The organism is Sinorhizobium mexicanum (assembly GCF_013488225.1).
GTDB lineage: Bacteria > Pseudomonadota > Alphaproteobacteria > Rhizobiales > Rhizobiaceae > Sinorhizobium > Sinorhizobium mexicanum.
This window is the reverse complement of the sequence record NZ_CP041238.1, coordinates 3,218,735-3,239,923: the sequence shown is the minus strand read 5'-3', so window position 1 is coordinate 3,239,923 and position 21,189 is coordinate 3,218,735. Positions and strand designations below refer to the sequence as shown.

Here is a 21,189-nt window from a genome sequence, read left to right as displayed (position 1 = left end):
CGCACTGCGTGTGAAAGATTTCGGCAGAAAGGGAACTTGAAACGGGTTCGGCCGTTCTGCCTTGATGACCTTCACCGACCTATCTGCCATCGACCAACACGGGGGAGAAAAAATAGTGCGGAACCGGATTTGGATACTGGCAGCCGACGGAAACACGGCGCGCATCTTCAAGGACGTCAACCTGCTGAAGGATGGACGCCAGCAACCGGAAGTGGAGACATACGAAATCGAAACCAAGCGTGCTCAAGATATCATGGCCGACAAACCCGGCCGCAGCCATACGTCGGTCGGCTACGGCCGTTCGGCGATGGAATACAGCAGCGATCCGGTTCGCGAGGAGCAGCACCGCTTCGCCATGGAGATTGCCGGGAAACTCGACCACTATGCGCTTGAGCACGCCTTCGAAAACCTTGTGATCTGCGCCGCGCCCAAGACGCTGGGCGACCTCAGAAAGCTGCTGTCGCCCCAGGTCAAGGAAAGGACCCTTGCGGAGATCGATCGCAACTGCGTCGCGGCGCCCACGGACCAGTTGATCGCAACGGTCCGCTCCGTGGTGTTTCCGTAGCGCAAACTTGCTTCCACGCGATAAGCTCTCGGCGTTCCGTCAGAAATCCGTCGGCACGCCGCCTTCTTGCTTGCGCCTGGCGACGAAAGCGTCGAGTTCTTCTTCTATCGCCGGATCGAGCGGCGGGCGCTCATATTCGTTGAGTTTCTGCTTGAAGACGCGGTTGGCATGATCGTAGGTGGTCGGCCGGCCCGCCTCGGTCCAGGTCTCGTAATTCCGCCAATCGGAAAGGATCGGCGAGTAGAAAGCGGTTTCGTAGCGCTGAAGCGTATGCAGCGTACCAAAATAGTGTCCGCCAGGACCGACGTCCCGCACCGCATCGAGACCGAGCGCATCCTCGCTGACATCGAGCGGCTGGAGAAATTCAGCCACCATCTGCAGCATGTCGACATCGAGGATGAACTTCTCGAAGGAGGCCGTCAGGCCGCCTTCGGTCCAGCCGGCCGCGTGCATCACGAAATTGCCGCCGCCCTGGATCAGCGCCCACAGCGAAAGTGCCGACTCATAGGCGGCTTGCGCGTCGAGCGTGTTTGCAGCGTTGGTGTTGGATGTGCGGTAGGGAAGATTGTACTTGCGCGCGAGCTGGCCGCCGGCGATGACGGCCTTCATGTATTCCGGCGTCCCGAAGGCCGGTGCGCCGGTCTTCATGTCGACATTCGAGGTGAAGCCGCCATACATCACCGGTGCACCCTTGCGCACCATCTGGGTAAAGGCAATGCCGCAAAGCGCCTCGGCGTTCTGCTGTACCAGAGCACCGGCGATGGTGACCGGCGCCATGGCGCCGGCGAGCGTGAAGGGCGTGACGACGACCACCTGATTGCGGGACGACATTTCGATGATGCCCTGAAGCATCGGCCCGTCGAGGCGAAGTGGCGAAGACGTATTGATGATCGTGAAGAGCGACGGTTCCCGCTCCATCTGCTCCATCGAGATACCGCGGCCGATGCGGGCGATTTCGATGCCGTCGGTGTTGCGCTGGCGACCGAGCGAATAGACGTGAAACACCTTGTCGGTCAGCTTCACCATGTCCGAGAGGCAATCCAGGTGACGGGTCGAGGCATGGAGATCGACCGGTTCGACCGGATAGCCGCCTGTCGTGTGGACGATGTCGTAAGACTGCGCCAGCTTCACCAGTTTGCGGAAATCCTCCTGGTTGCCAGTGCGCCTGCCGCCCTCCCGATCGGCGACGAAAGGCGCGCTGGCGATCTGCGCGAAGACGAGGTTGTTGCCGCCGATCTCGACGTTTCGCGCCGGATTGCGCGCGTGCATGGTGAAGCCGGCGGGAACCGACGCGATCATCTCCATGATCAGCCCGCGGTCGAAGTGGACGCGATCGGTGCCCGGTGTCACGTCCGCGCCGGCCGCTTTCATGCGATCGCGCGCCTCCGGCAGGATAATGTCCATGCCGATTTCTTCTAGGATAGTCAGGGAAGCGTCATGTATCGCTTCGAGCGCGTCCTCCGAGAGGACCATCGACGTCGCCAGCGTGTTGACGAGGTTTAGGTATTTCGCCGCCACCGGCTTTCGTGACCGTTCCGCACCCCGGCCGCCTGATCGGCGCCGCCGCTCCAGCGGTGACGTTTCGCCTGCCGCAGCGTCCCGGAATTGATTGTCGGTCATGAAAGATCCACCCCCGCGTTTCCGAAGGATCTCTGTCGCAGATTTTGAGGTGCAATGACCCGCCATTTGCGACAGTTCGCTTCGTGCAGCATAGCGGAGGTTCACAAAGCGCCGTCAGAATTTGGATCGCTGCGATTTAAGGATGAATAGAACGTCGGGCGCTGGCAAGGAAACTCAGTGATCAGGGCTTGTCGCCGCGCAGCATCTCGCGCTTGCCGGCGAAACCCGGGCGCCGCTCGACAATGAAGCCGGCCGCCTCGAGATTCCGTCGAACGAAGCCGGCGGCGGCATAAGTCGCGAAGGTGCCGCCGGACGTGGTCTTGTCGAACACCAACTGCATCAATTCCCGCGACCACATGTCCGGGTTGCGGGATGGCGCAAAACCGTCGAGGTACCAGGCGTCGAATGTGTGCTCCGACGCGCCGAGGCCCTCAAGCGCAGACCCGCAGACCACCGTCAACCGAACCTCCTCGGTGAGGTCGAGATCGACGTGGCCTTCCGGTGTTTCCGGCCAGCTTGCGACAAGCGCCTGTCTTTCCTCGGAAATTTCCGGCCAGTGCGAAAGCGCCCGGTCGATATCGGCCGCCGGCATCGGGAAACGCTCGAAGGAGACGAAGTGCAGTCGGCGCGCCGTCGTGCGCGTCTTTTTCCATTGCCGCCAGGTTTCGCAGAAGTTGAGGCCGGTGCCGAAGCCGAGCTCGCCTATGACGAAGCTTTCTGGCTTCTGCCAGCGTTGCGGCAGCCTGTTGCCGGAGAGAAAGACATGACCGCATTCAAGCCGGCCGTCGGTGCGGCAATAAAAGTGATCGCCAAATTCCATCGAGTAGGGCATATCGCCCTCATGCCATTCAAGGCTTTGCCGCGATGGCGGATGGCTCTGGCGGAGATCAGTTTCTGTCATGGCGGTGTTCATCTTCCGACCCTAAGAAAACGTGCAAGGGCCGTTGTAGCACTTTGAAACGCTGCATTTTCCTTCGATCGGATTCGATCTACGGAATTATGCGGTAGAAGGTCAATCGATGAGTGAAGTTTTGATCGTGGGCGGCGGTATCATGGGGCTGTGGGCCGCCGTGATGGCGGGCCGGGCCGGCATCCAGACGTGCCTTGTCGAGAGCAGGAGCATCGGCGCAGGCGCGAGTGGAGGCCTGCTCGGTGCGCTGATGCCGCATATGCCAGACCGATGGAACGCAAAGAAGCAATTCCAGTTCGATGCGTTGGTCGCGCTCGAAGACGAGATCGCCGAACTGCAGCAAGCGACCCGCCTATCGGCCGATTATCGTCGCTGCGGCCGGGTCATGCCGCTCGGCAAACCGCATTTGCGAGAGATCGCTCTCGGCCACGAGCAGGACGCGGCGCGGCAATGGATCTCCGGCGAGCGTCGGTTCCATTGGCATGTCCGGGATGCGGGCACCGGCAGCGGGTGGCCGGCGGCGGAGGCGGCGTCCTTCGGCATGGTCCACGACACGCTCGCCGCGAGGGTGGCGCCGCGGCGCCTAGTGCAAGTGCTCAAGGCCGCGCTTGCGCAATTCGCCCATGTCCAGGTCGAAGAGGGTGCCGAAGTTGCGTCACTCGATCCTCAACGCGGGCGGCTCTCGCTCTCGGACGGAAGGGTCTTCCTCTTCGGCCATTGCATCCTCTCCGCCGGGGTCGAAAGCTTTGGCCTGATCGATCGCCTGGCGCATTCGGCACAGGCGCCGAGCGGCAGCGCCGTTAAAGGGCAGGCAGCGTTGCTCAGCGCCGAAATCGATCCGGGTTCGCCGATCATCTTCACCGATGGGCTCTACATCGTCGCGCACGAAGATGGTCATGTGGCGATCGGCAGCACCAGCGAGAACCGCTTCGACGAGCCCTATTCGACGGACGATCAACTGGATGTGCTGATCCGGCGAGCTGAAGCAATGGCGCCCGCCTTGCGCGGTGCAGAGGTGATCGAGCGTTGGGCCGGGCTACGCCCCAGGGCGACCGGCCGCGAGCCGATCGTGGGACGCCATCCCGATTTCGACAATCTGTCCGTGCTGACCGGCGGCTTCAAAGTCAGTTTCGGCATGGCACATGCCCTGGCGCGCTTCGTGATCGACGAGATCATCGGGCGGCCGAGCATTGATCTTCCCGAGTCGTTTGCATGCGCGCACCACATCGCGGCGTTGCGGTAAGACCGAGCCGGGCAGACGGCGCCCCCCGCGTTACCCCATTGCTCGCCGTATGGTTTTTGACAGCAGGGACAGGAAGGCAGGGCGTGACGATGCCACGAGCTTCCAGGAGAGCACTGACGTCGCCAGCTGCCGCGGAAGCACCCCGACTGCAAGGAACCAGACGGCTTCGACGGCACGCCTGCGGATAGAGTAGTTCATGGCAAGACTGGCCGTTGCACCTGCTGCCGCCAGGCGCAGCCGCGAGTCGTCCCTGACCGGGTGCCGCGCCTCCTCGATGCACAGGGACGCAAGTCGCTCCTCGAGATGGGTCGGGTCACGCAGGGCGATACCGGGCCGCAACTGCGATCCGGTGGCCGCCGCCTCGGCGGAGAGGGCTTCGAGACGGCGGAAATCATGTTGCATGCGCCAGCGTGCCCGTTCGGCAAGTTTTTCGGCAAACAGCGAATGATTGGAACCATGCATGCGGTATGCCCCGAGGCAATCGTCGGTGGCCTGGACCTGGCCATGCAGCGGCGCCACGGTTGCAAGATAGCCATCGGCCCCTTGCCGGAATTTTCCCTCCGGCATCGGCATCACCGCTTCCAGGGCGGAACGGGCGAAGGCAAGGCCGCTGGTGACCGTCGTCTGATAACGACCACGCTGAAACAGTTTTGGCGTCACGTCGCCTGTGTCGAAGGGCTGTTCTGGCGGCGGGAAGACATCCATTACCTTTTCTTGTTGATCGACGAGATGGAGCCTGAACTGAAATTGAGCGGTTGAGACGTCCCATGCATTGACGACCTCGGATACGGCAGTCGGATAGAGATAGTCGTCGGCGTCCAGAAAGAACACGATATCGCCGGAGCTCGCGGCGAAACCGGTGTTGAAGGCGGCCGCGTGTCCGCCGTTTGCCGGACGCAGACACGCGCGGATCCTGTCGCCATACTTTCGAATGATGGCTGGCGATTCATCGGAAGAGGCATCGTCGACGACGATAACCTCGGTATGCGGGTGATCTTGAGCCAAGGCGCTGTCGACACAGCGCCTGAGAAAGTGCGCGTAGTTATAGTTGGTGATGATGATGGATACAGAAGTTTGGTCCAGCAAAGCCTGCCCTCGCTCTGATCCCCGCTTGTCGCTTCGGTACTCATGCCGAGTGTGAGTGGTCGGCGCCGGCATCTCGTCCGGAGACGATAAGGCATTCGCCCGCCAAGCAGGCGGCCGGTACCAACCTTTTAAAGGAAACCGCGGGTAGATTTCCTCCGGCGCAGCGGTGCTCGAAACGGCAGGTTGCTGCCTTGCACCATCGCGCGATTTTCGACGCTTCAGGGGAAGCGCTGCGGCGTAGTAACTGCACTTATTGTGTTGACAATAGGGCCTTGGCGAATCGTCGCGGGATCGCGATAGGCCTCTGCAGCGTTTCGACGCCGCGGATTTCCATGGCGCATCTTGCTTCGCATGACACGCGATTTCGGCGCGGTTCTGAGCCGCCAACTTCGTTAATCTGTCACGCAAATCACCTAATAGGCGGCCATCCACGGACTTCCGGAGCATGCGCCATGCGTTACGCCATTTGTTTCACCCCGCCTATGGGGGACCCGCTGTCGGCAGTGGCCGCCAGCTGGCTTGGGCGGAACGTTTATTCGGATGAGCCGACGGAACTGCCTTCCATTGCCGGATTGACGGTTTCCGAGATCGCCTTCCATACGGCAGCACCCCGCCGCTTCGGCTTTCATGCCATGATCATGGCGCCGTTCTGCCTCAACCCGGCGGCGGACGAAGCCGATCTGCTGAAGGCACTGATGCATTTCGCCAGCGCCGAAACGCCTTTCGAAATCGCGCGAATGGAGGTTGCTCGGTTCAGTCAGTGCTGGGGGCTGGTGCCGCAGGTACCGAGCCAGGAAATGCACCTGCTGGCCGCTCGTGTCGTGCAGACATTCGACAGGTTTCGCGCGCCGATAAGCGAGGACGAGATCGAACGGTGCGATCCGGACCGGCTGACGGCGCCGCAATTCAGCAACCTCCATCGCTGGGGCGATCCGTATGTGATGGACGAGTATCGCTTTCACATGAAGCTGACGGGCGCCTTGAATCCGGAAACCGCCCGGCGCATGGAAGCGCCCCTCAGGGAGCTTTTCGAGCCGTATCTGGAAAGGCCGCTGGCGATCGGCAGCCTTGCGCTCTTCATCGAGCAGGATCCGGGCGCGCCGATGCGGGTTCATTCGCAGCATCCGCTTGGCAAGATTTCCGCCCGGCTGCGCGACGGCACGGCGAAACGGCCGGCCGCCGAGAACCTCGCCGAGGGGCGCGTCGCCAGACCGATACCCTTCATCATGGCCTCCTTGCTCGCGGGCTGCTAGGCGCCGCTCGCAAACTCAATTTCATCTCGACAATCCGGTCCGCAGTGCTACCGTTCCGGAAAAATCGAAGGGTGATTTGATGGCAGGGACCTCCTATCCGCGCGATCTCATAGGCTATGGGCGGACGCCGCCGCAGGTGCGGTGGCCCGGCGATGCGCACATCGCCGTCCAATTCGTCCTGAACTACGAGGAAGGGGGCGAAAGCTGCATTCTCGATGGCGATCCGGCGTCCGAATGCCTGCTGTCGGAAATCGTCGGCGCGCAGCCCTGGCCGGGCCAGCGCAATCTCAACATGGAATCGATCTATGAATATGGCGCTCGCGCCGGCTTCTGGCGGCTGTGGCGCATGTTCACGAGCCGCGATGTCACGCTTACGGTCTATGGCGTCACGTCTGCGATGGCGCGCAACCCGGAGGCGGTTGCGGCGATGAAGGAGGCGGGCTGGGAGATCGCCAGCCACGGCCTGCGCTGGCTCGAATACAAGGACTTCCCGGAAGAGGTGGAGCGCGAGCATATTCGCGAGGTCGTCCGCCTGCATACGGAACTGACCGGCGAGCGGCCGCTCGGCATCTATCAGGGCAAGCCCTCGGTCAACACGCTGAAGCTCGTGCTGGAGGAGGGCGGTTTTCTCTATTCCTGCGATTCCTATGCGGACGAGCTTCCCTACTGGGTTCCTGGATTGGCCCCCGACAAGCCGCATCTCATCATTCCCTATACGCTCGACGCCAACGACATGCGCTTTGCGACCAATCAGGGGTTCAATTCCGGCGACCAGTTCTTCGCCTACCTCAAAGACACGTTCGACGTGCTCTACGCGGAGGGCCGGGAAGGCAGTCCGAAGATGATGAATATCGGCCTGCATTGTCGCCTCGTCGGGCGGCCAGGCCGCGCGGCTGCGCTCGCCCGCTTCATCGATTACGTCATGTCCCACGACAAGGTCTGGATACCGCGCCGCATCGACATTGCGCGCCATTGGTACGATCATCACAAGCCGGAAGGTGTGCGCTGATGTCTGACAGGGAGACCTTTGTCGATCGCTTCGGCGGTGTCTTCGAGCATTCGCCATGGGTGGCGGAGCGCGCCTACGACCGCGCCGCTGCCTGCGGGCTCACTGCTGGCAGCGTCCATTCGGCACTTTGCAACGCTTTTCGCGCGGCTTCGCCCGCCGAACGCCTCGCCGTCCTCAAGGCACATCCGGATCTCGCCGGCAAGCTTGCGATCGCCGGCAAGCTGACCGCCGACTCGCGGGCGGAGCAGGCCTCCGCCGGACTGGACCGCCTTTCACCCGAGGAGCATCAGCGCTTCACTGCACTCAACAAGGCTTACACGAAGAAATTCGGCTTCCCCTTCATCATTGCGGTCAAGGGGCTGACGAAGGATGACATTATCGCCGCTTTCGAAAGGCGGATTGACAATTCGGCGGAAGAAGAATTTGAAACCGCCTGCGCGCAGGTGGAGCAGATCGCCCGGCTACGGCTCAGATCCATGCTGCCCGGAGACGAAAATGCCTGAGAGTGCCGTTCGTGACTTGTCCGCCTCGGTGTCGTACCACGCGCCCGTGTGCTGCGGAGCCGAAGCCTGATGCCGCGCCTGCTCTCGATCGAACCCCTGACGAAGGAAGTTTTCGCGCCGTTCGGCAGCGTCATTGAAGCGGACCCAGCGTCGATGCGCTTCATCAATGGCGGCAACACCGAACGATTTCACGCCCTTGCGCGCGCCGATGTCAGGGGCGAGGGCGCCGGCGTCATCATCAACATCTTTCGCGGTCAGCCCCGCGCGTTCCCCTATGCCGTGACGATGATGGAGCGCCATCCCCTCGGCAGCCAGAGTTTTTCGCCGCTCGACGATCGGCCGTGGCTCGCAGTGGTGGCCGAGGATGAGGGCGGACTCCCGGGTAGGCCTCGGGTTTTTCTGGCGAGCGGACGGCAGGGGGTGAATTACGGCCGCAACGTCTGGCATCATCCGCTGATGTCGGTCGTAGCGGCGAGCGATTTCATCGTCGTCGATCGCGAAGGACCGGGCAATAATCTGGAAGAGTTCTTCTACGACGAGCCGTTCGTCATCCCCGTTCCCTTCTGAAGGAAATGAAGCGATGAGCAACACCGGGCGCTTGACGACCCACGTTCTCGACACCGCGCTCGGCAAACCGGCCGAGGGCCTCAGAATCGATCTCTATTGGCTGGAGGGCGAGGAGCGGCAATTGATCCGCACGGTCCACACGAACAGCGACGGTCGCGTCGACGGACCGATGGTCGAGGGCGTGGCCTTCATGGCGGGCCATTACGAACTGGTCTTCCATGCCGGCGACTATCTCCGGACAACGGGCGTCGTGCTTCCGAAGCCGGCCTTCCTCGACCTGATCCCCTTGCGCTTCGGGATCGCCGATCCGGGAAGCCATTATCACGTGCCGCTGCTGCTTTCGCCCTACGGCTATTCCACCTATCGCGGAAGCTGAAGCGCACGCTTCCTCATCCCGCACTATTCCGTAAGAATGTCGCGGCTCACGTCGGTTATGCTGCGCTTGCCGCAGAGAGCCATGGTGATGTCCATCTCCTTGCGGATGATATCGAGCGCGAGCGTCACGCCCTCCTTGCCCATCGCGCCGAGGCCGTAGAGGAAGGGGCGGCCGATAAACGTCCCTTGCGCGCCGAGGGCGATAGCCTTCAGCACATCCTGACCCGAGCGGATGCCTCCATCGAGGTGCACCTCGATCTGGTGCCCGACGGCATCGACGATGCGCGGCAGCATGCTGATCGACGACGGTGCGCCGTCAAGCTGGCGGCCGCCGTGGTTGGAAACGATGATCGCGTCGGCGCCGGTTTTGGCGGCCATCTTCGCATCCTCGGGATCGAGGATCCCCTTGAGGATCAGCGGGCCGCCCCAGCGCTCCTTGATCCATTCGACGTCCTTCCAGGAAAGCTGCGGATCGAACTGCTCGGTAGTCCAGGCACCCAGTGAGGAAAGATCGGTGACGCTTTTGGCGTGACCGACGATGTTGCGGAAGGTGCGCCGGTTCGTGCCGAGCATCTTCATACACCAGCCAGGCCGGGTCGCCATCTGCCAGAGGTGCTTCGGCGTCATACGCGGCGGCGCGGAAAGGCCGTTGCGCAGGTCCTTGTGACGCTGGCCGAGGATTTGCAGATCGAGTGTCAGCACCAGCGCCGAGCATTTCGCCGCCTTCGCACGGTCGATGAGGTTGAGAACGAATTCGCGCTCGCGCATTACATAAAGCTGGAACCAGAAGGGCTTGGTTGTGACCGAGGCGACATCCTCGATCGAGCAGATGCTCATGGTCGAGAGCGTGAAGGGTACCCCGAAGACCTCTGCGGCCTGTGCCGCCAGCATTTCGCCATCGGCATGCTGCATGCCGGTAAGGCCTGTCGGCGCAAGGGCGACCGGCATCGACACCTTCTGGCCGATCATCGTCGTTTCCAGCGAGCGGTTGCTCATGTCGACCAGAACCCGCTGACGTAGCTTGATCTTCGCAAAATCCTCCTCGTTGGCGCGATAGGTTCCCTCTGTCCAGGCGCCGCTGTCGGCATAGTCGAAGAAGAGTTTTGGAACACGCCGCTTGGCAAGCGCCTTGAGGTCGCGGATTTCGAGGATTTGCGTCATGGGAACGGCCTCATCGATGGATGACGACTGCATGTTTCCTTAAGTCGGGACGACCTAAGGACAAGTCATGCAGCAACTCAAAGCACTACAGCGACCCTTGCGTCTTTTAAGACGCATGGCGCTGCAGGGGCCATTATCACGATTTGGGAAGGCGCGTAATAGCTCTTGGGAGAGAGAGGTCAAAAAAATTGACCTCTCTTCGATTCAGTTCGCACCGAGCGAAGATTTGGCCGGGCGGCCCGCCACATAGGTCTCCACGATCGCCCGATCGTCCCCCATCGTCTGCAGCAGGAAGAGCTCATCGGCCAGCGAATTGACCACTTCGGCACGCAGCGCCATGGCCGGCGTCCCTGCCATGTCCAGGACGGTAAGGTCCGCATCGGTGCCCGGCTCCAGCGTGCCGATGCGATCGACGAGCGACAGCGCCTCGGCATTGCCGCGCGTCATCAGGTGGAAGCTGTCGAAAGGGTTCAGCCGCTCACCCTGCAACTGCAGGATCTTGTAGGCCTCGTCGAGCGTCTTGAGCATCGAGTAGCTGGTGCCGCCGCCGATATCGGAGGCGACGGAAACGCGCACCGGTTTCTGCCGGCGCGTCAGGGCGCGCAGCGGAAAAAGACCGGACCCCAGGAAAAGATTCGACGTCGGGCAGAATACCGCGACGGATCCCGTTTCGCTCATGGCATCGGCCTCGCGATCGGAAAGATGGATGCAATGGCCGAAGAGGCTCTTCGGCCCAAGCAGGCCGTAGCGGGCATAGACGTCGGTGTAGTCCTTCGCTTCCGGATAGAGCTCGCAGGTGTAGGCGATCTCGTCGCGGTTTTCGGAAAGATGCGTCTGGACATGCAGGTCGGGAAATTCACCGACGAGCGATTTCGCGACCTCCATCTGTTCCTGCGTCGAGGTGATGGCGAAACGCGGCGTGATGGCGACGTGGTTGCGGCCCTTGCCGTGCCAGTCGGCGATGACCGCCCGCGTCTCGTCATAGCTCATCTGCGGGTTGTCGAGTAGGCCTTGCGGTGCGTTGCGGTCCATCATCACCTTGCCGGCGATCATACGCATGCCGCGCTTCAGGCTTTCGGCGAAGAAGGCATCGGCGGAGGCCCTGTGGACCGAGCAATAGGCAGCCGCTGTCGTCGTCCCGTGGCGGATCATCTCGTCGAAGAAGTGAACGGCAATGCGCTCGGCATGCGCTGTCTCGACGAACCGGCATTCCTCCGGGAACGTGTAGGTGTTCAGCCATTCGAGCAGATTAGCGGCGTAGGAGGCCATAACCTGCATCTGCGGAAAATGAAGATGCGTGTCGATGAAGCCCGGCATGATCAGATGCGGGCGGTGATCGATCTCCGTGACACCCTCCGGCGCTGCGGCCTTTACCACCCCATACGGGCCGGACGCCTCGATCACGCCGTCCCCGATGAGAAGCGCGCCATCGCTTTCATAGGAATAGGCCGCGCTGTCGTCGATGGCTTGCGGGGCACGGTTGAAGCTCAAGAGGCGGCCGCGAATGAGGGTGGTTGTCATCGTGTCTCCCCGACGGAGTTTTCGTACCAGGCGGTCAGCAGCCTGCGTTCATCCGCCGTCATGTCGGTTATGTTGCCGGGCGGCATGGCATGGCTGCGCCCGGCCTGGATATAGATTTCGCGCGCGTGGGCGGCAATCTCCGCGTCGCTGTCGAGTATGACCCCCTTTGGCGCCCGGGCAATGCCCTCGTAGGCGGGCTCAGCCGCGTGACACATGCTGCAGCGGGTCGAAATCGCATCCTTGACAGCCGGGAAATGTACGTTCTCGGCAAAGCGCCTGAAGGCTGGCGCGGCCTCTGCTTGTTCCTCGCCCGTCAATACCTTAGGCACCGTCGAGAGCCACATGATCAGGATGAAGAGGACCACGGTGACGATCCATGTCCAGGTCGGCGCGCCCTTGCGTGCGTGGGTCGTATTGAACCAGTGGCGGATGGTCACCCCCATCAGGAAGACGAGCGCTGCGATGATCCAGTTGAAAGCCGTCGCGAAGGCCAGCGGATAGTGGTTCGACAGCATGAAGAAGATGACCGGCAGCGTCAGATAGTTGTTGTGCAGCGAGCGCTGTTTGGCCTGGGCGCCGAGCTTCGGATCCGGCGTGCGGCCGGCGATCAGGTCGGCGACGACGATCTTCTGGTTGGGAATGATGATGAAGAAGACGTTGGCGGACATGATGGTCGCGGTGAAAGCGCCAAGATGCACGAAGGCAGCGCGGCCGGTGAACACCTGCGTATAACCCCAGGCCATGGCGATGAGCACGACATAAAGCAGGGCCATCAACCCCCAGGTGTTCTTGCCAAGCGGTGATTTGCAGAGAAGATCGTAAAGGACCCAGCCGAGACCGAGCGAGGCGAGCGAGATCAGGATCGCCGTCGTCGCCGAGATGTCCAGCACGTGGCGGTCGATCAGGAAGAGATCGGCGCCGCCATAATAGACGATGCAGAGCATGGCGAAGCCGGAAAGCCACGTCATGTAGGATTCCCATTTGAACCAGGTGAGATGCTCAGGCATCGCCGCGGGCGCGACCAGGTATTTCTGGATATGGTAGAAGCCGCCGCCGTGCACCTGCCACTCCTCGCCATAGGCGCCAGGCGGGAGATGGTCGCGCTTCACCAGGCCGAGGTCCAGCGCGATGAAATAGAAGGATGAGCCGATCCAAGCGATCGCCGTCACGACATGCAGCCAGCGCGCGGCGAAGGCCAGCCATTCCCAGGCAATGGCGAATTCGTACATTCAGGTCCCCTCGTTTTCTTCGTCGGCGCAGCTTGCGAGAAAAAACCGAAACGGGGAAGGGCTGATTTAGCCGCCCGACCGCATTTAGCGACGTCTCGAAGCCGATGGATTCCAGTGTGTTAGGACAGACCGAGTGTAAATCGATCGCTAGTCACTCTGCGCCGCGTCTCAAGCGCCGTCCGGATTGAGTTCCGAAAGAATCCAGTCGCGAAAGGCGCGGATCTTGGGTGTGTTGCGCCGGGCATGCGGATAGGCGAGCCAATAGTCGCAGCCGTCGCTGCAGCGCAGTTCGAAGGGCTGGTAAAGCCGGCCAAGCGCAATGTCGTCCGGATAGAATTCGGGGGTGAGGATTGCCACTCCCTGGCCCGCTACTGCGGCGCGGGCCTCGAAGGTTTGAGCGCCGAGGCGGCTGGTGGGCCGTCCTGCGAGATCGGGCTCGGAAACGCCTGCCGCGGCAAACCACAGCGTCCACCAGGGATCGGTCGGATCAATGATCCTCAGTTTCAGAAGATCGCGCGGCTCATGGATGCCGCCGATGCTCTCAGCAAGCGCGGGGCTCAGCATCGGCGTGAATTCCACCCGCATCAGCGGGTAGCTGTCGAGGCCGGGCCATGAGCCGGCGCCCGACCTGATGGCGACGTCAGCCGCCTCTTTACCGAAACTGATCATCTGATCGCTGGCTGTCAGTCGAACGGCGATGTTCGGGTGCGCGAGCTGGAAGCCGCCGATATTGCGCGCGAGCCATTGGGAGGCGAAGGTCGCTGTCGAATGGATGATCAGGGCCGCATCGACATCGCCGCGTGCGGACGAAACGGCGTCTTGCAGCATTTCGAAAGCTTCCGTCACCTTCGGCGCCAGACGTTGGCCCACATCCGTCAGTGCGATCTGCCGCGTTCGTCTCAGGAACAAGGGCTCGCCGACATTTTCCTCGATCAGCTTGATCTGGTAGCTGACGGCGGTCTGGGTCATGCCAAGTTCTTCGCCTGCCTTGGTAAAGCTTCCGAGCCGCGCGGCCGCCTCGAAGACCTTCAGCGCGTTGAGCGGAAACTGCTTCGACATCTTCATGGATAAGTTCTCTTGATGCGTTCAGACGGATGTTCGATTGGAATTCGAGCACCTTTCGCGGCATCCTGCAAGCCGAGTTCAGCAATTGCAACAGGTGCCAGAATGACTTGCGACGCACTGGAAATCACTGAAAGAAAACCGTTTCTGTCCTCAGATCTGATTTTGCGCTTTGCTTCAGGCGCGCTTGGCCTGGTTCGTTCCTGCTACCCGAGACTGGACATCGAGGCGTTGCCCGATCACATGAAAAGAGACATGGGTTTCATGGATGGGCGTTCGCCGCTGCAAGACGACGAGATGTTCCGGTAGGCTCCCGGCACCGAGGTCAGACGTGGCTTCGCCTCAGCCTTTCAATCGCCATGAGGATACGCTCCGGCGTCGCCGGGGCGTCGAGGCGAGGGCACTCGCGATAGCCGGCGATGCTCGCGACCGCCATGGATAGCGCCTCGAGCACGGAGATCGGCAGCATGAAGGGCGGCTCTCCCACAGCCTTCGACCGCCCGATGGTCTTTTCGGCATTCTCCGACCATTCTGCGAGCCGGACGTTGAAGATCTTCGGCCGGTCCGAGGCCAGCGGGATCTTGTAGGTCGAGGGCGCATGCGTCCGCAAGCGCCCCTTTTCGTCCCACCAGAGTTCCTCGGTCGTCAGCCAGCCCATGCCCTGGACGAAGCCGCCTTCGATCTGGCCGAGGTCGATGGCCGGATTGAGCGAGCGGCCGACATCGTGCAGCACGTCGACCCGATCGACGAGGTATTCGCCGGTAAGAGTGTCGATCGAGACCTCGGAGACGGCGGCGCCATAGGCGAAATAGTAGAAAGGCGTGCCGCGCCCCGTGGCGCGATCCCAGTGAATCTTCGGGGTCTTGTAGAAGCCGGCTGCGGACAGCTGCACGCGGCCCGTGTAAGCCTGCCGGATGAAATCCGCGAAGGGCACGAGCTCCTCGCCGATCTTCACGTGGTTCGCCACGAAGGTGACCTGTTCGGCGGTCGTCTGCCAGCGCTCGGCGGCGAAGGCGACGAGACGATCCTTGATCTGGCGGGCCGCATCGAAGGCGGCCATGCCGTTGAGATCCGAACCCGACGAGGCCGCGGTCGCCGACGTGTTGGGTACCTTGCCGGTCGTCGTCGCGGTGATCTTCACCCGGTCGATATCGATCTGGAAACTGTCGCCGAGAACCTGGGCGACCTTGGTGTAAAGGCCCTGTCCCATCTCGGTGCCGCCATGATTGAGGTGGAGGGAGCCATCCTGGTAGATATGCACCAGCGCGCCCGCCTGATTGAAGGCCGTCATGGTGAAGGAGATGCCGAACTTGACGGGCGTCAGCGCAATTCCTTTTCGGATCACCCGGCTTGACTTGTTGAAATCGACGATCGCGGTGCGGCGCGCCTGGTAATCGGCGTTCACCTCGAGCTCGCCGACGATCCGATGGATGATATTGTCCTCGATCTTCTGGTGGTAGGGCGTGATGTCACGGCCCGAACCCTTCTCGCCGTAGAAGTTCAGCTTGCGGATTTCGAGCGGATCCTTGCCGAGGGCGTAGGCGATCTCCTCGATCATGCGCTCAGCGCCGACCATGCCCTGCGGTCCCCCGAAACCGCGATAGGCGGTGTTGGAGACCGTGTTGGTTTTCAGCGGCTGCGAGGTCAGCTTCACATGCGGGTAGAAATAGGAGCTGTCCGCGTGGAAAAGCGCCCGGTCCGTCACCGGTCCCGAGAGGTCGGAGGAGTAGCCGCAACGGGCGGCGTAGTTCGCATGGACCGCGTGGATACGCCCTTCGTCGTCAAAGCCGATGTCGTAATCGACAAGAAAATCATGGCGCTTGCCGGTCGCCATCATGTCGTCGTCGCGGTCCGGGCGGAACTTCACGGCGCGTCGAAGCTTCCGCGCGGCGACGGCGGCGAGTGCGGCGAACTGGTTGCCCTGCGTCTCCTTGCCGCCGAAGCCGCCGCCCATGCGACGGACATTCACCGTGACGGCGTTGGACGGCACACCCAGCACATGCGCGACCATATGCTGGATTTCGCTCGGATGTTGCGTCGAGGACCAGACGGTCATCTCGTCGTCTTCGCCGGGAATGGCCAGGGCTATGTGCCCTTCCAGATAGAAGTGCTCCTGCCCTCCGATCCGCATTCGTCCCTTCAGCCGTCGCGGCGCCCGCTCCAGTTCACCTTCCGCGTCACCGCGCTGGAGCGTCAGTGGCTGTGTCACGAGTTCGCCGCCCTGGGCCATGGCGTCGGTTACATCGAGCAGAAGCGGAAGGTCGCGATAGGTGATCTTGGCGAGCCGCGCGGCACGGCGCGCGATGTCGCGCGTTTCGGCGATCACGGCGAAAGCCGGCTGGCCATGGAACTGCACGCGGCCCTCAGCCAATACCGGCTCGTCGTGCAGGTGGCTCGGGCTGATGTCGTTGGAATGCGGCATGTCGCTCGCGGTCAGTACGCAGACGACACCGGGCAACGCGGCGACAGCCGAGAGATCCATCTCCAGGATTTCGGCATGTGCCCGATCGGTAAGGCCCAGTGCGCCATGCAGTGTACCAACCGGCTCGGGCATGTCGTCGATATAGTCTGCCGTTCCCGCCACGTGCTTGTGGGCGCTGTCGTGGCGCAGCCGTGTGTGCATCGGGCCAGCGATGGTGGTCTGCTCTTCGAAGGTGGACTTATCCATCTTGTCGATCCCTTTCGAAGAAGGCGCCCCTCATCCGGCCCGCCGGCCACCTTTTCCCCGTCCTGACGGGGAGAAGGGATTTTGCCGCGCCGCCTTTGTCCCCTCTCCCCGCCTGCGGGGAGAGGGTTAGTCTTCGGGTTAAACCCGAGGAGAGGGGCAATCCCAAGCCAGAAAGATCGTGGCTAGCGCTCATGCCACATCCTCGAAACGCTGGAGTTGGACCGTCTCGCCGGTGCTCTCCAGGAAAAAGCGCATCAGCAGGTTCTTTGCGGCGAGGATGCGATAGGCGCCCGTGGCGCGCCAGTCTGTGATCGGCTGGTAGTCGGTCTCCAGAGCAGCCTGCGCTGCACGAATGGTCTCCTCGCTCCAGCGCTCGCCGATCAAGGCTGCCTCCACGGCCTTCGCCCTTTTTGGCGTGGCGGCCATGCCGCCGAAAGCCACGAGAGCGGTGCGGACGCGATTGTCCTCGTCAAGCGCGATCCGGAAGGCGCCGAGGAGGGCGGAGATATCCTCGTCGCGGCGCTTTGAAACCTTGTAGGCGGCGAAACGATCGCCTTCGGGCAATGCGGGAACGAAGATGCCCTCGACGAATTCGCCGGGCTTCCGGTCCTGCCTGCTGTAGGCGATGAAGAAATCTTCGAGCGGCAGCGTGCGCGTGCCGTTCCTCGATCGCAAGGTGACCGAAGCGCCGAGCACGATCAGCGGTGGCGGGCTGTCGCCGATCGGCGAGCCATTGGCGATGTTGCCGCCGATCGTGCCCATGTTGCGGACCTGTTCGCCGCCGATGCGGTCGATGAGGCCACCGAAGGCGGGGTAGGCGCTGGAGAGGGCGTCGAACGCGGCCGTGTAGCTGACGCCGGCGCCGATCGTCAGGCCTGCTTCCGTGCTTTCGATCCGCTGCAGTTCGGCGACGCCGTTGATGAACACCGCCGGATTGAGCGGTCGCATGTGCTTCGTCACCCAGAGACCGACATCGGTTGCACCTGCGACGATCGTCGCGGCCGGATGTTCGTCGAGCACCGCTGCGAGGCCTGTCGCATCCGCCGGCACGATCAGACAGTCCTCGCCGTTGCGGATCACGATCGTTTCCGTGGTACGGAGCGCCTTCAGCCGTGCGGTTACCGCTTCTCGCGTACGGGTGATCGGATCGAAGATTGCCGAGGGGCGTTCCCGCGCTGCCGCCTCTGCCGCCCGCACGATCGGCTCGTAGCCGGTGCAGCGACAGAGATTGCCTTGCAGCGTCTTCTCGATCGCGGCCCGGCTCGGATTGTCGTTCGTCAGCCACAAGCCATAGAGCGACATGACGAAGCCCGGCGTGCAGAAGCCGCACTGCGAGCCGTGGAAATCGACCATCGCCTGCTGCACCGGATGGAGCGTGCCTTCCCTGGCCGCGAGATGCTCGACAGTTACGACATGCGTGGCGTTCAGGGAGCCGACGAAGCGGATGCAGGCGTTGACGCTCTCGTAGACGAGGCTTTCGCCGTTCTCGCCGTCGTCGGCAAGCCGGCCAACGAGCACCGTGCAGGCGCCGCAATCACCTTCGGCGCAGCCCTCCTTGGTGCCGGTCAGCCGGCGCTCCAGCCTCAGATAGTCGAGCAAGGTCGCGGTCGGTGCGACGTCCGAAAGGGCGACTTCGGTGTCGTTCAGGATGAAGCGGATGCTGTCGGATGCCTGTGCCATGTCAATCATTCCGTGGCTGCTACATGTCTTTCGATCCTAGCCGATCTGAGAATAAAAACATGCAGCAATTCAAAGTGCTACAGCGTCCTTTGCGCGCCTGATAACGCGCGGCGCTGTAGCTCGTCAGCGGTGGAAAACCGCTCACACTTCCGCCTGCTACTGCGCGGTCCAGCCGCCGTCCATCGAGACATGCGTGCCGGTGATCTGCGCGGCATCGTCGCTCGCAAGATAGAGCGCCAGCGATGCCACTTGCTCGACGGTTATGAATTTCTTGGTCGGCTGGCCCTTGAGCATCACGTCGTTCACCACCTGCGCCTCCGTGATGCCGCGCGTCCTCGCCTGGTCCGGAATCTGCTTCTCGACAAGCGGCGTCAGCACGTAGCCGGGGCAGATCGAGTTGGCTGTGATGCCGTTTTCGGCGACCTCCAGCGCGACCGTCTTCGTGAGCCCCATGATACCATGCTTGGCTGCGACATAGGCGGACTTGAAGGGCGAGGCGACGAGCCCATGCGCGGAGGCGATATTGATGATGCGCCCCCAGCCCTTCGCCTTCATGCCGGGGAGAGCCGCACGGATCGTGTGGAAGGAGGAGGAGAGATTGATCGCGATGATCCGGTCCCATTGTTCGACCGGAAAGTCCTCGACCTTCTCGACATATTGCACGCCGGCATTGTTGACGAGGATATCGACGCCGCCGAAGCGCGCCGCAGCGGTCGCCAACAGGTCGGAGATTTCCCCGGGCTTCGTCATGTCGGCGGGATGATGTATGACCGTGCCGCTGCCGAGGCCGGCGATGTCGTCCGTCACCGCCCTGATCTCGTCCGGCGCACCGAAGCCATTCAGCACGATATTGGCGCCAGTCTTCGCGAAAGCCTTGGCAATCGCCAGTCCGATGCCGCTCGTCGAACCTGTTATGACCGCAGTCTTCGTCATTTCGTTCTCTCCCTCGCGCTGCCGCTCTTTGTTACCGTTCCGGGCGGGTCGCGGGCGAAAATCGCCATGCTGTTCTCCGTCCGCCCTCGGTTCGGTTTGGCAATGCAACAGTGTCAACCTACGCGGAAAAATACATGAGTGACAATTGTGTTTTTCAGATTGCCGACGCAGATTTAGCGCCGTTTGGAAGAGCGGTGATATTGCGTTTCATTTTCGTTTGACATTCGTTTTTCCGTCGTATTGAAGTTTTTCGAACGTCGTCGTTGAGGAAGGCGCGACGTCAAAGCAAGGCCGGGGAGGGGCGCATGGGCGAATATATTCTCGCGATCGATCAGGGCACGACATCGAGCCGGGCGATCGTTTTCGACCGCCAGCAGAAGATCGCCGGCGTCGGCCAAATGGAGTTCAAGCAGCACTTCCCGAAGTCGGGCTGGGTCGAGCACGATCCCGAGGAAATCTGGCAAACGGTGCTCCTCACCGTCAAGGAAGCGATCGGGAAGGCCGGGATCTCCGCGAGCGAGATCGCCGCAATCGGCATCACGAACCAGCGCGAGACGGTGGTGGTATGGGAGCGCGAGACCGGCGAGCCGATCCACAATGCGATCGTCTGGCAGGACCGCCGCACCGCGCCGTTCTGCGACAAGCTCAAGAAGAAGGGACTGGAAAAGACCTTTGCGAAAAAGACCGGTCTGCTTCTCGATCCTTATTTCTCCGGCACGAAGCTCAATTGGCTGCTTGCCAATGTGAAGGGGGCTCAGGCGCGCGCGGCAAAGGGCGAGCTTTGCTTCGGCACCATCGACACCTTCCTCATCTGGCGGCTTACCGGCGGCAAGTCTTTCGCCACGGATGCGACCAACGCATCGCGCACGCTCCTCTACAACATCGCCGACAATGCCTGGGACGACGAGTTGCTCGACATTCTGCGCGTTCCACGGGCGATGCTGCCGGAGGTCAAGGATTGCGCCGCCGACTTCGGCGTCGCTGATGCAGCGCTCTTCGGCGCGGCGATCCCGATCCTCGGCGTTGCAGGCGACCAGCAGGCGGCGACGATCGGTCAGGCCTGCTTCAAGCCCGGCATGTTGAAGTCGACCTACGGCACAGGCTGCTTTGCACTGCTCAACACCGGCAACGACATCGTCCGCTCGAAGAACCGGTTGCTGACCACGATCGCCTATCGCCTCAACGGTGAGACCACCTACGCGCTCGAGGGTTCGATCTTCGTTGCCGGTGCGGCGGTGCAATGGCTGCGCGATGGCCTCAAGGTGATCAAGGCGGCCCCGGACACGGGCACGCTTGCCGAAAGCGCCGATCCCTCGCAGGACGTCTATCTCGTGCCGGCCTTTACCGGGCTCGGCGCACCGCACTGGGATCCGGACGCGCGCGGCGCGATCTTCGGCATGACCCGCAACACCGGACCGGCGGAGTTTGCCCGGGCGGCACTCGAAGCCGTCTGCTACCAGACCCGCGATTTGCTCGAGGCGATGCACAAGGACTGGCGTAACGGCGGCAAGGATACGGTGCTGCGCGTCGACGGCGGCATGGTCGCGTCCGACTGGACGATGCAGCGCCTCTCCGATCTGCTTGACGCGCCGGTCGATCGCCCCGTGATTCTCGAAACGACGGCGCTTGGTGTCGCCTGGCTTGCCGGAAGCCGCGCCGGCATCTGGCCAACCCAGGAGGAGTTCGCCAAGTCCTGGGCGCGCGACCGGCGTTTCGAACCAAAAATGGACGAAGCGACGCGGAAGGGAAAGCTCAAGGGCTGGCGGAGCGCCGTCAAGAGGACGCTGATCGCGGCGTAAGCGGC

19 protein-coding genes are annotated in these 21,189 nt (G+C 62.3%); 9 read left to right on the top strand and 10 right to left on the bottom strand.

Translation table 11 applies throughout. From position 1 onward, the window contains the following. Nucleotides 1-115: 115 nt before the first annotated feature. On the top strand, nt 116-565 hold the full coding sequence (locus FKV68_RS15330) for a host attachment protein (protein ID WP_180938655.1): 450 nt from the start codon (nt 116-118) through the stop codon (nt 563-565). Between the two features lie 39 nt (nt 566-604). On the opposite strand, the gene FKV68_RS15325 is transcribed toward FKV68_RS15330, so the two are convergent. Both FKV68_RS15325 and mnmC2 read right to left on the bottom strand, forming a co-directional pair. Beyond that, a complete protein-coding gene (locus FKV68_RS15325; RefSeq protein WP_180938654.1) occupies nt 605-2,185 on the bottom strand; it encodes a trimethylamine methyltransferase family protein in 1,581 nt (526 codons plus the stop codon). 181 nt (nt 2,186-2,366) lie between these two features. Further along, complete coding sequence (gene mnmC2, locus FKV68_RS15320; RefSeq protein WP_180938653.1) at nt 2,367-3,086, bottom strand: tRNA (5-methylaminomethyl-2-thiouridine)(34)-methyltransferase MnmC2; 720 nt, start codon at nt 3,084-3,086, stop codon at nt 2,367-2,369. A gap of 118 nt (nt 3,087-3,204) precedes the next feature. Between mnmC2 and FKV68_RS15315 the strand changes: the two genes are divergently transcribed. After that, a complete protein-coding gene (locus tag FKV68_RS15315) occupies nt 3,205-4,338 on the top strand; it encodes an NAD(P)/FAD-dependent oxidoreductase (protein WP_180938652.1) in 1,134 nt (377 codons plus the stop codon). Nucleotides 4,339-4,368: 30 nt separating this feature from the next. On the opposite strand, the gene FKV68_RS15310 is transcribed toward FKV68_RS15315, so the two are convergent. Then, nucleotides 4,369-5,424 carry a glycosyltransferase family 2 protein gene (locus tag FKV68_RS15310; protein WP_245181341.1) on the bottom strand — a complete coding sequence of 352 codons (1,056 nt, stop codon included), beginning with the start codon at nt 5,422-5,424 and terminating at the stop codon, nt 4,369-4,371. A 452-nt stretch (nt 5,425-5,876) separates the two neighbouring features. Between FKV68_RS15310 and FKV68_RS15305 the strand changes: the two genes are divergently transcribed. From FKV68_RS15305 to uraH, 5 genes are all read left to right on the top strand, one after another. Beyond that, nucleotides 5,877-6,677: a DUF1045 domain-containing protein gene (locus tag FKV68_RS15305; protein WP_180938651.1), complete on the top strand. Its 801-nt coding sequence runs from the start codon at nt 5,877-5,879 to the stop codon at nt 6,675-6,677. Between the two features lie 79 nt (nt 6,678-6,756). Next, nucleotides 6,757-7,686: an allantoinase PuuE gene (puuE, locus tag FKV68_RS15300; RefSeq protein ID WP_180938650.1), complete on the top strand. Its 930-nt coding sequence runs from the start codon at nt 6,757-6,759 to the stop codon at nt 7,684-7,686. Next, the gene (uraD, locus tag FKV68_RS15295; RefSeq protein WP_180938649.1) at nt 7,686-8,189 is read left to right on the top strand and encodes a 2-oxo-4-hydroxy-4-carboxy-5-ureidoimidazoline decarboxylase; all 504 of its coding nucleotides are present in this window, start codon (nt 7,686-7,688) and stop codon (nt 8,187-8,189) included. Before puuE ends, uraD begins: the two co-directional genes overlap by 1 nt. A gap of 69 nt (nt 8,190-8,258) precedes the next feature. Continuing rightward, nucleotides 8,259-8,756 carry an ureidoglycolate lyase gene (locus tag FKV68_RS15290; protein ID WP_180938648.1) on the top strand — a complete coding sequence of 166 codons (498 nt, stop codon included), beginning with the start codon at nt 8,259-8,261 and terminating at the stop codon, nt 8,754-8,756. 13 nt (nt 8,757-8,769) lie between these two features. Further along, nucleotides 8,770-9,132 carry a hydroxyisourate hydrolase gene (uraH, locus tag FKV68_RS15285; protein WP_180938647.1) on the top strand — a complete coding sequence of 121 codons (363 nt, stop codon included), beginning with the start codon at nt 8,770-8,772 and terminating at the stop codon, nt 9,130-9,132. A gap of 23 nt (nt 9,133-9,155) precedes the next feature. Here uraH and FKV68_RS15280 read toward each other — a convergent pair whose 3' ends face one another. The 4 genes from FKV68_RS15280 to FKV68_RS15265 all read right to left on the bottom strand — a co-directional run bounded on the left by FKV68_RS15280 (nt 9,156) and on the right by FKV68_RS15265 (nt 14,107). Further along, a complete protein-coding gene (locus FKV68_RS15280) occupies nt 9,156-10,292 on the bottom strand; it encodes an alpha-hydroxy acid oxidase (protein WP_180938646.1) in 1,137 nt (378 codons plus the stop codon). 204 nt (nt 10,293-10,496) lie between these two features. After that, the gene (gene guaD, locus FKV68_RS15275; RefSeq protein WP_180938645.1) at nt 10,497-11,813 is read right to left on the bottom strand and encodes a guanine deaminase; all 1,317 of its coding nucleotides are present in this window, start codon (nt 11,811-11,813) and stop codon (nt 10,497-10,499) included. Further along, nucleotides 11,810-13,042, bottom strand: a complete 1,233-nt coding sequence (locus FKV68_RS15270; RefSeq protein WP_180938644.1) for a urate hydroxylase PuuD — start codon at nt 13,040-13,042, stop codon at nt 11,810-11,812. Before FKV68_RS15270 ends, guaD begins: the two co-directional genes overlap by 4 nt. 168 nt (nt 13,043-13,210) lie before the next feature. Continuing rightward, a complete protein-coding gene (locus FKV68_RS15265) occupies nt 13,211-14,107 on the bottom strand; it encodes a LysR substrate-binding domain-containing protein (RefSeq protein WP_180938643.1) in 897 nt (298 codons plus the stop codon). 15 nt (nt 14,108-14,122) lie between these two features. Here FKV68_RS15265 and FKV68_RS15260 point away from each other — a divergent pair, with 15 nt between their 5' ends. Beyond that, nucleotides 14,123-14,413, top strand: a complete 291-nt coding sequence (locus FKV68_RS15260; protein ID WP_180941521.1) for a hypothetical protein — start codon at nt 14,123-14,125, stop codon at nt 14,411-14,413. A gap of 16 nt (nt 14,414-14,429) precedes the next feature. On the opposite strand, the gene xdhB is transcribed toward FKV68_RS15260, so the two are convergent. The 3 genes from xdhB to FKV68_RS15245 form a co-directional block, all read right to left on the bottom strand. Beyond that, nucleotides 14,430-16,772, bottom strand: a complete 2,343-nt coding sequence (gene xdhB / locus FKV68_RS15255; protein ID WP_180938642.1) for a xanthine dehydrogenase molybdopterin binding subunit — start codon at nt 16,770-16,772, stop codon at nt 14,430-14,432. 189 nt (nt 16,773-16,961) lie between these two features. Further along, nucleotides 16,962-18,452: a xanthine dehydrogenase small subunit gene (gene xdhA, locus FKV68_RS15250; RefSeq protein WP_180938641.1), complete on the bottom strand. Its 1,491-nt coding sequence runs from the start codon at nt 18,450-18,452 to the stop codon at nt 16,962-16,964. A 156-nt stretch (nt 18,453-18,608) separates the two neighbouring features. After that, complete coding sequence (locus FKV68_RS15245) at nt 18,609-19,385, bottom strand: 3-hydroxybutyrate dehydrogenase (protein WP_180938640.1); 777 nt, start codon at nt 19,383-19,385, stop codon at nt 18,609-18,611. 305 nt (nt 19,386-19,690) lie between these two features. On the opposite strand from FKV68_RS15245, the gene glpK reads away from it, so the two are divergent. Beyond that, nucleotides 19,691-21,184 (top strand): glycerol kinase GlpK, encoded by a 1,494-nt coding sequence (gene glpK, locus FKV68_RS15240; RefSeq protein ID WP_180938639.1) that lies wholly within the window; start codon nt 19,691-19,693, stop codon nt 21,182-21,184. Nucleotides 21,185-21,189: the final 5 nt, after the last annotated feature.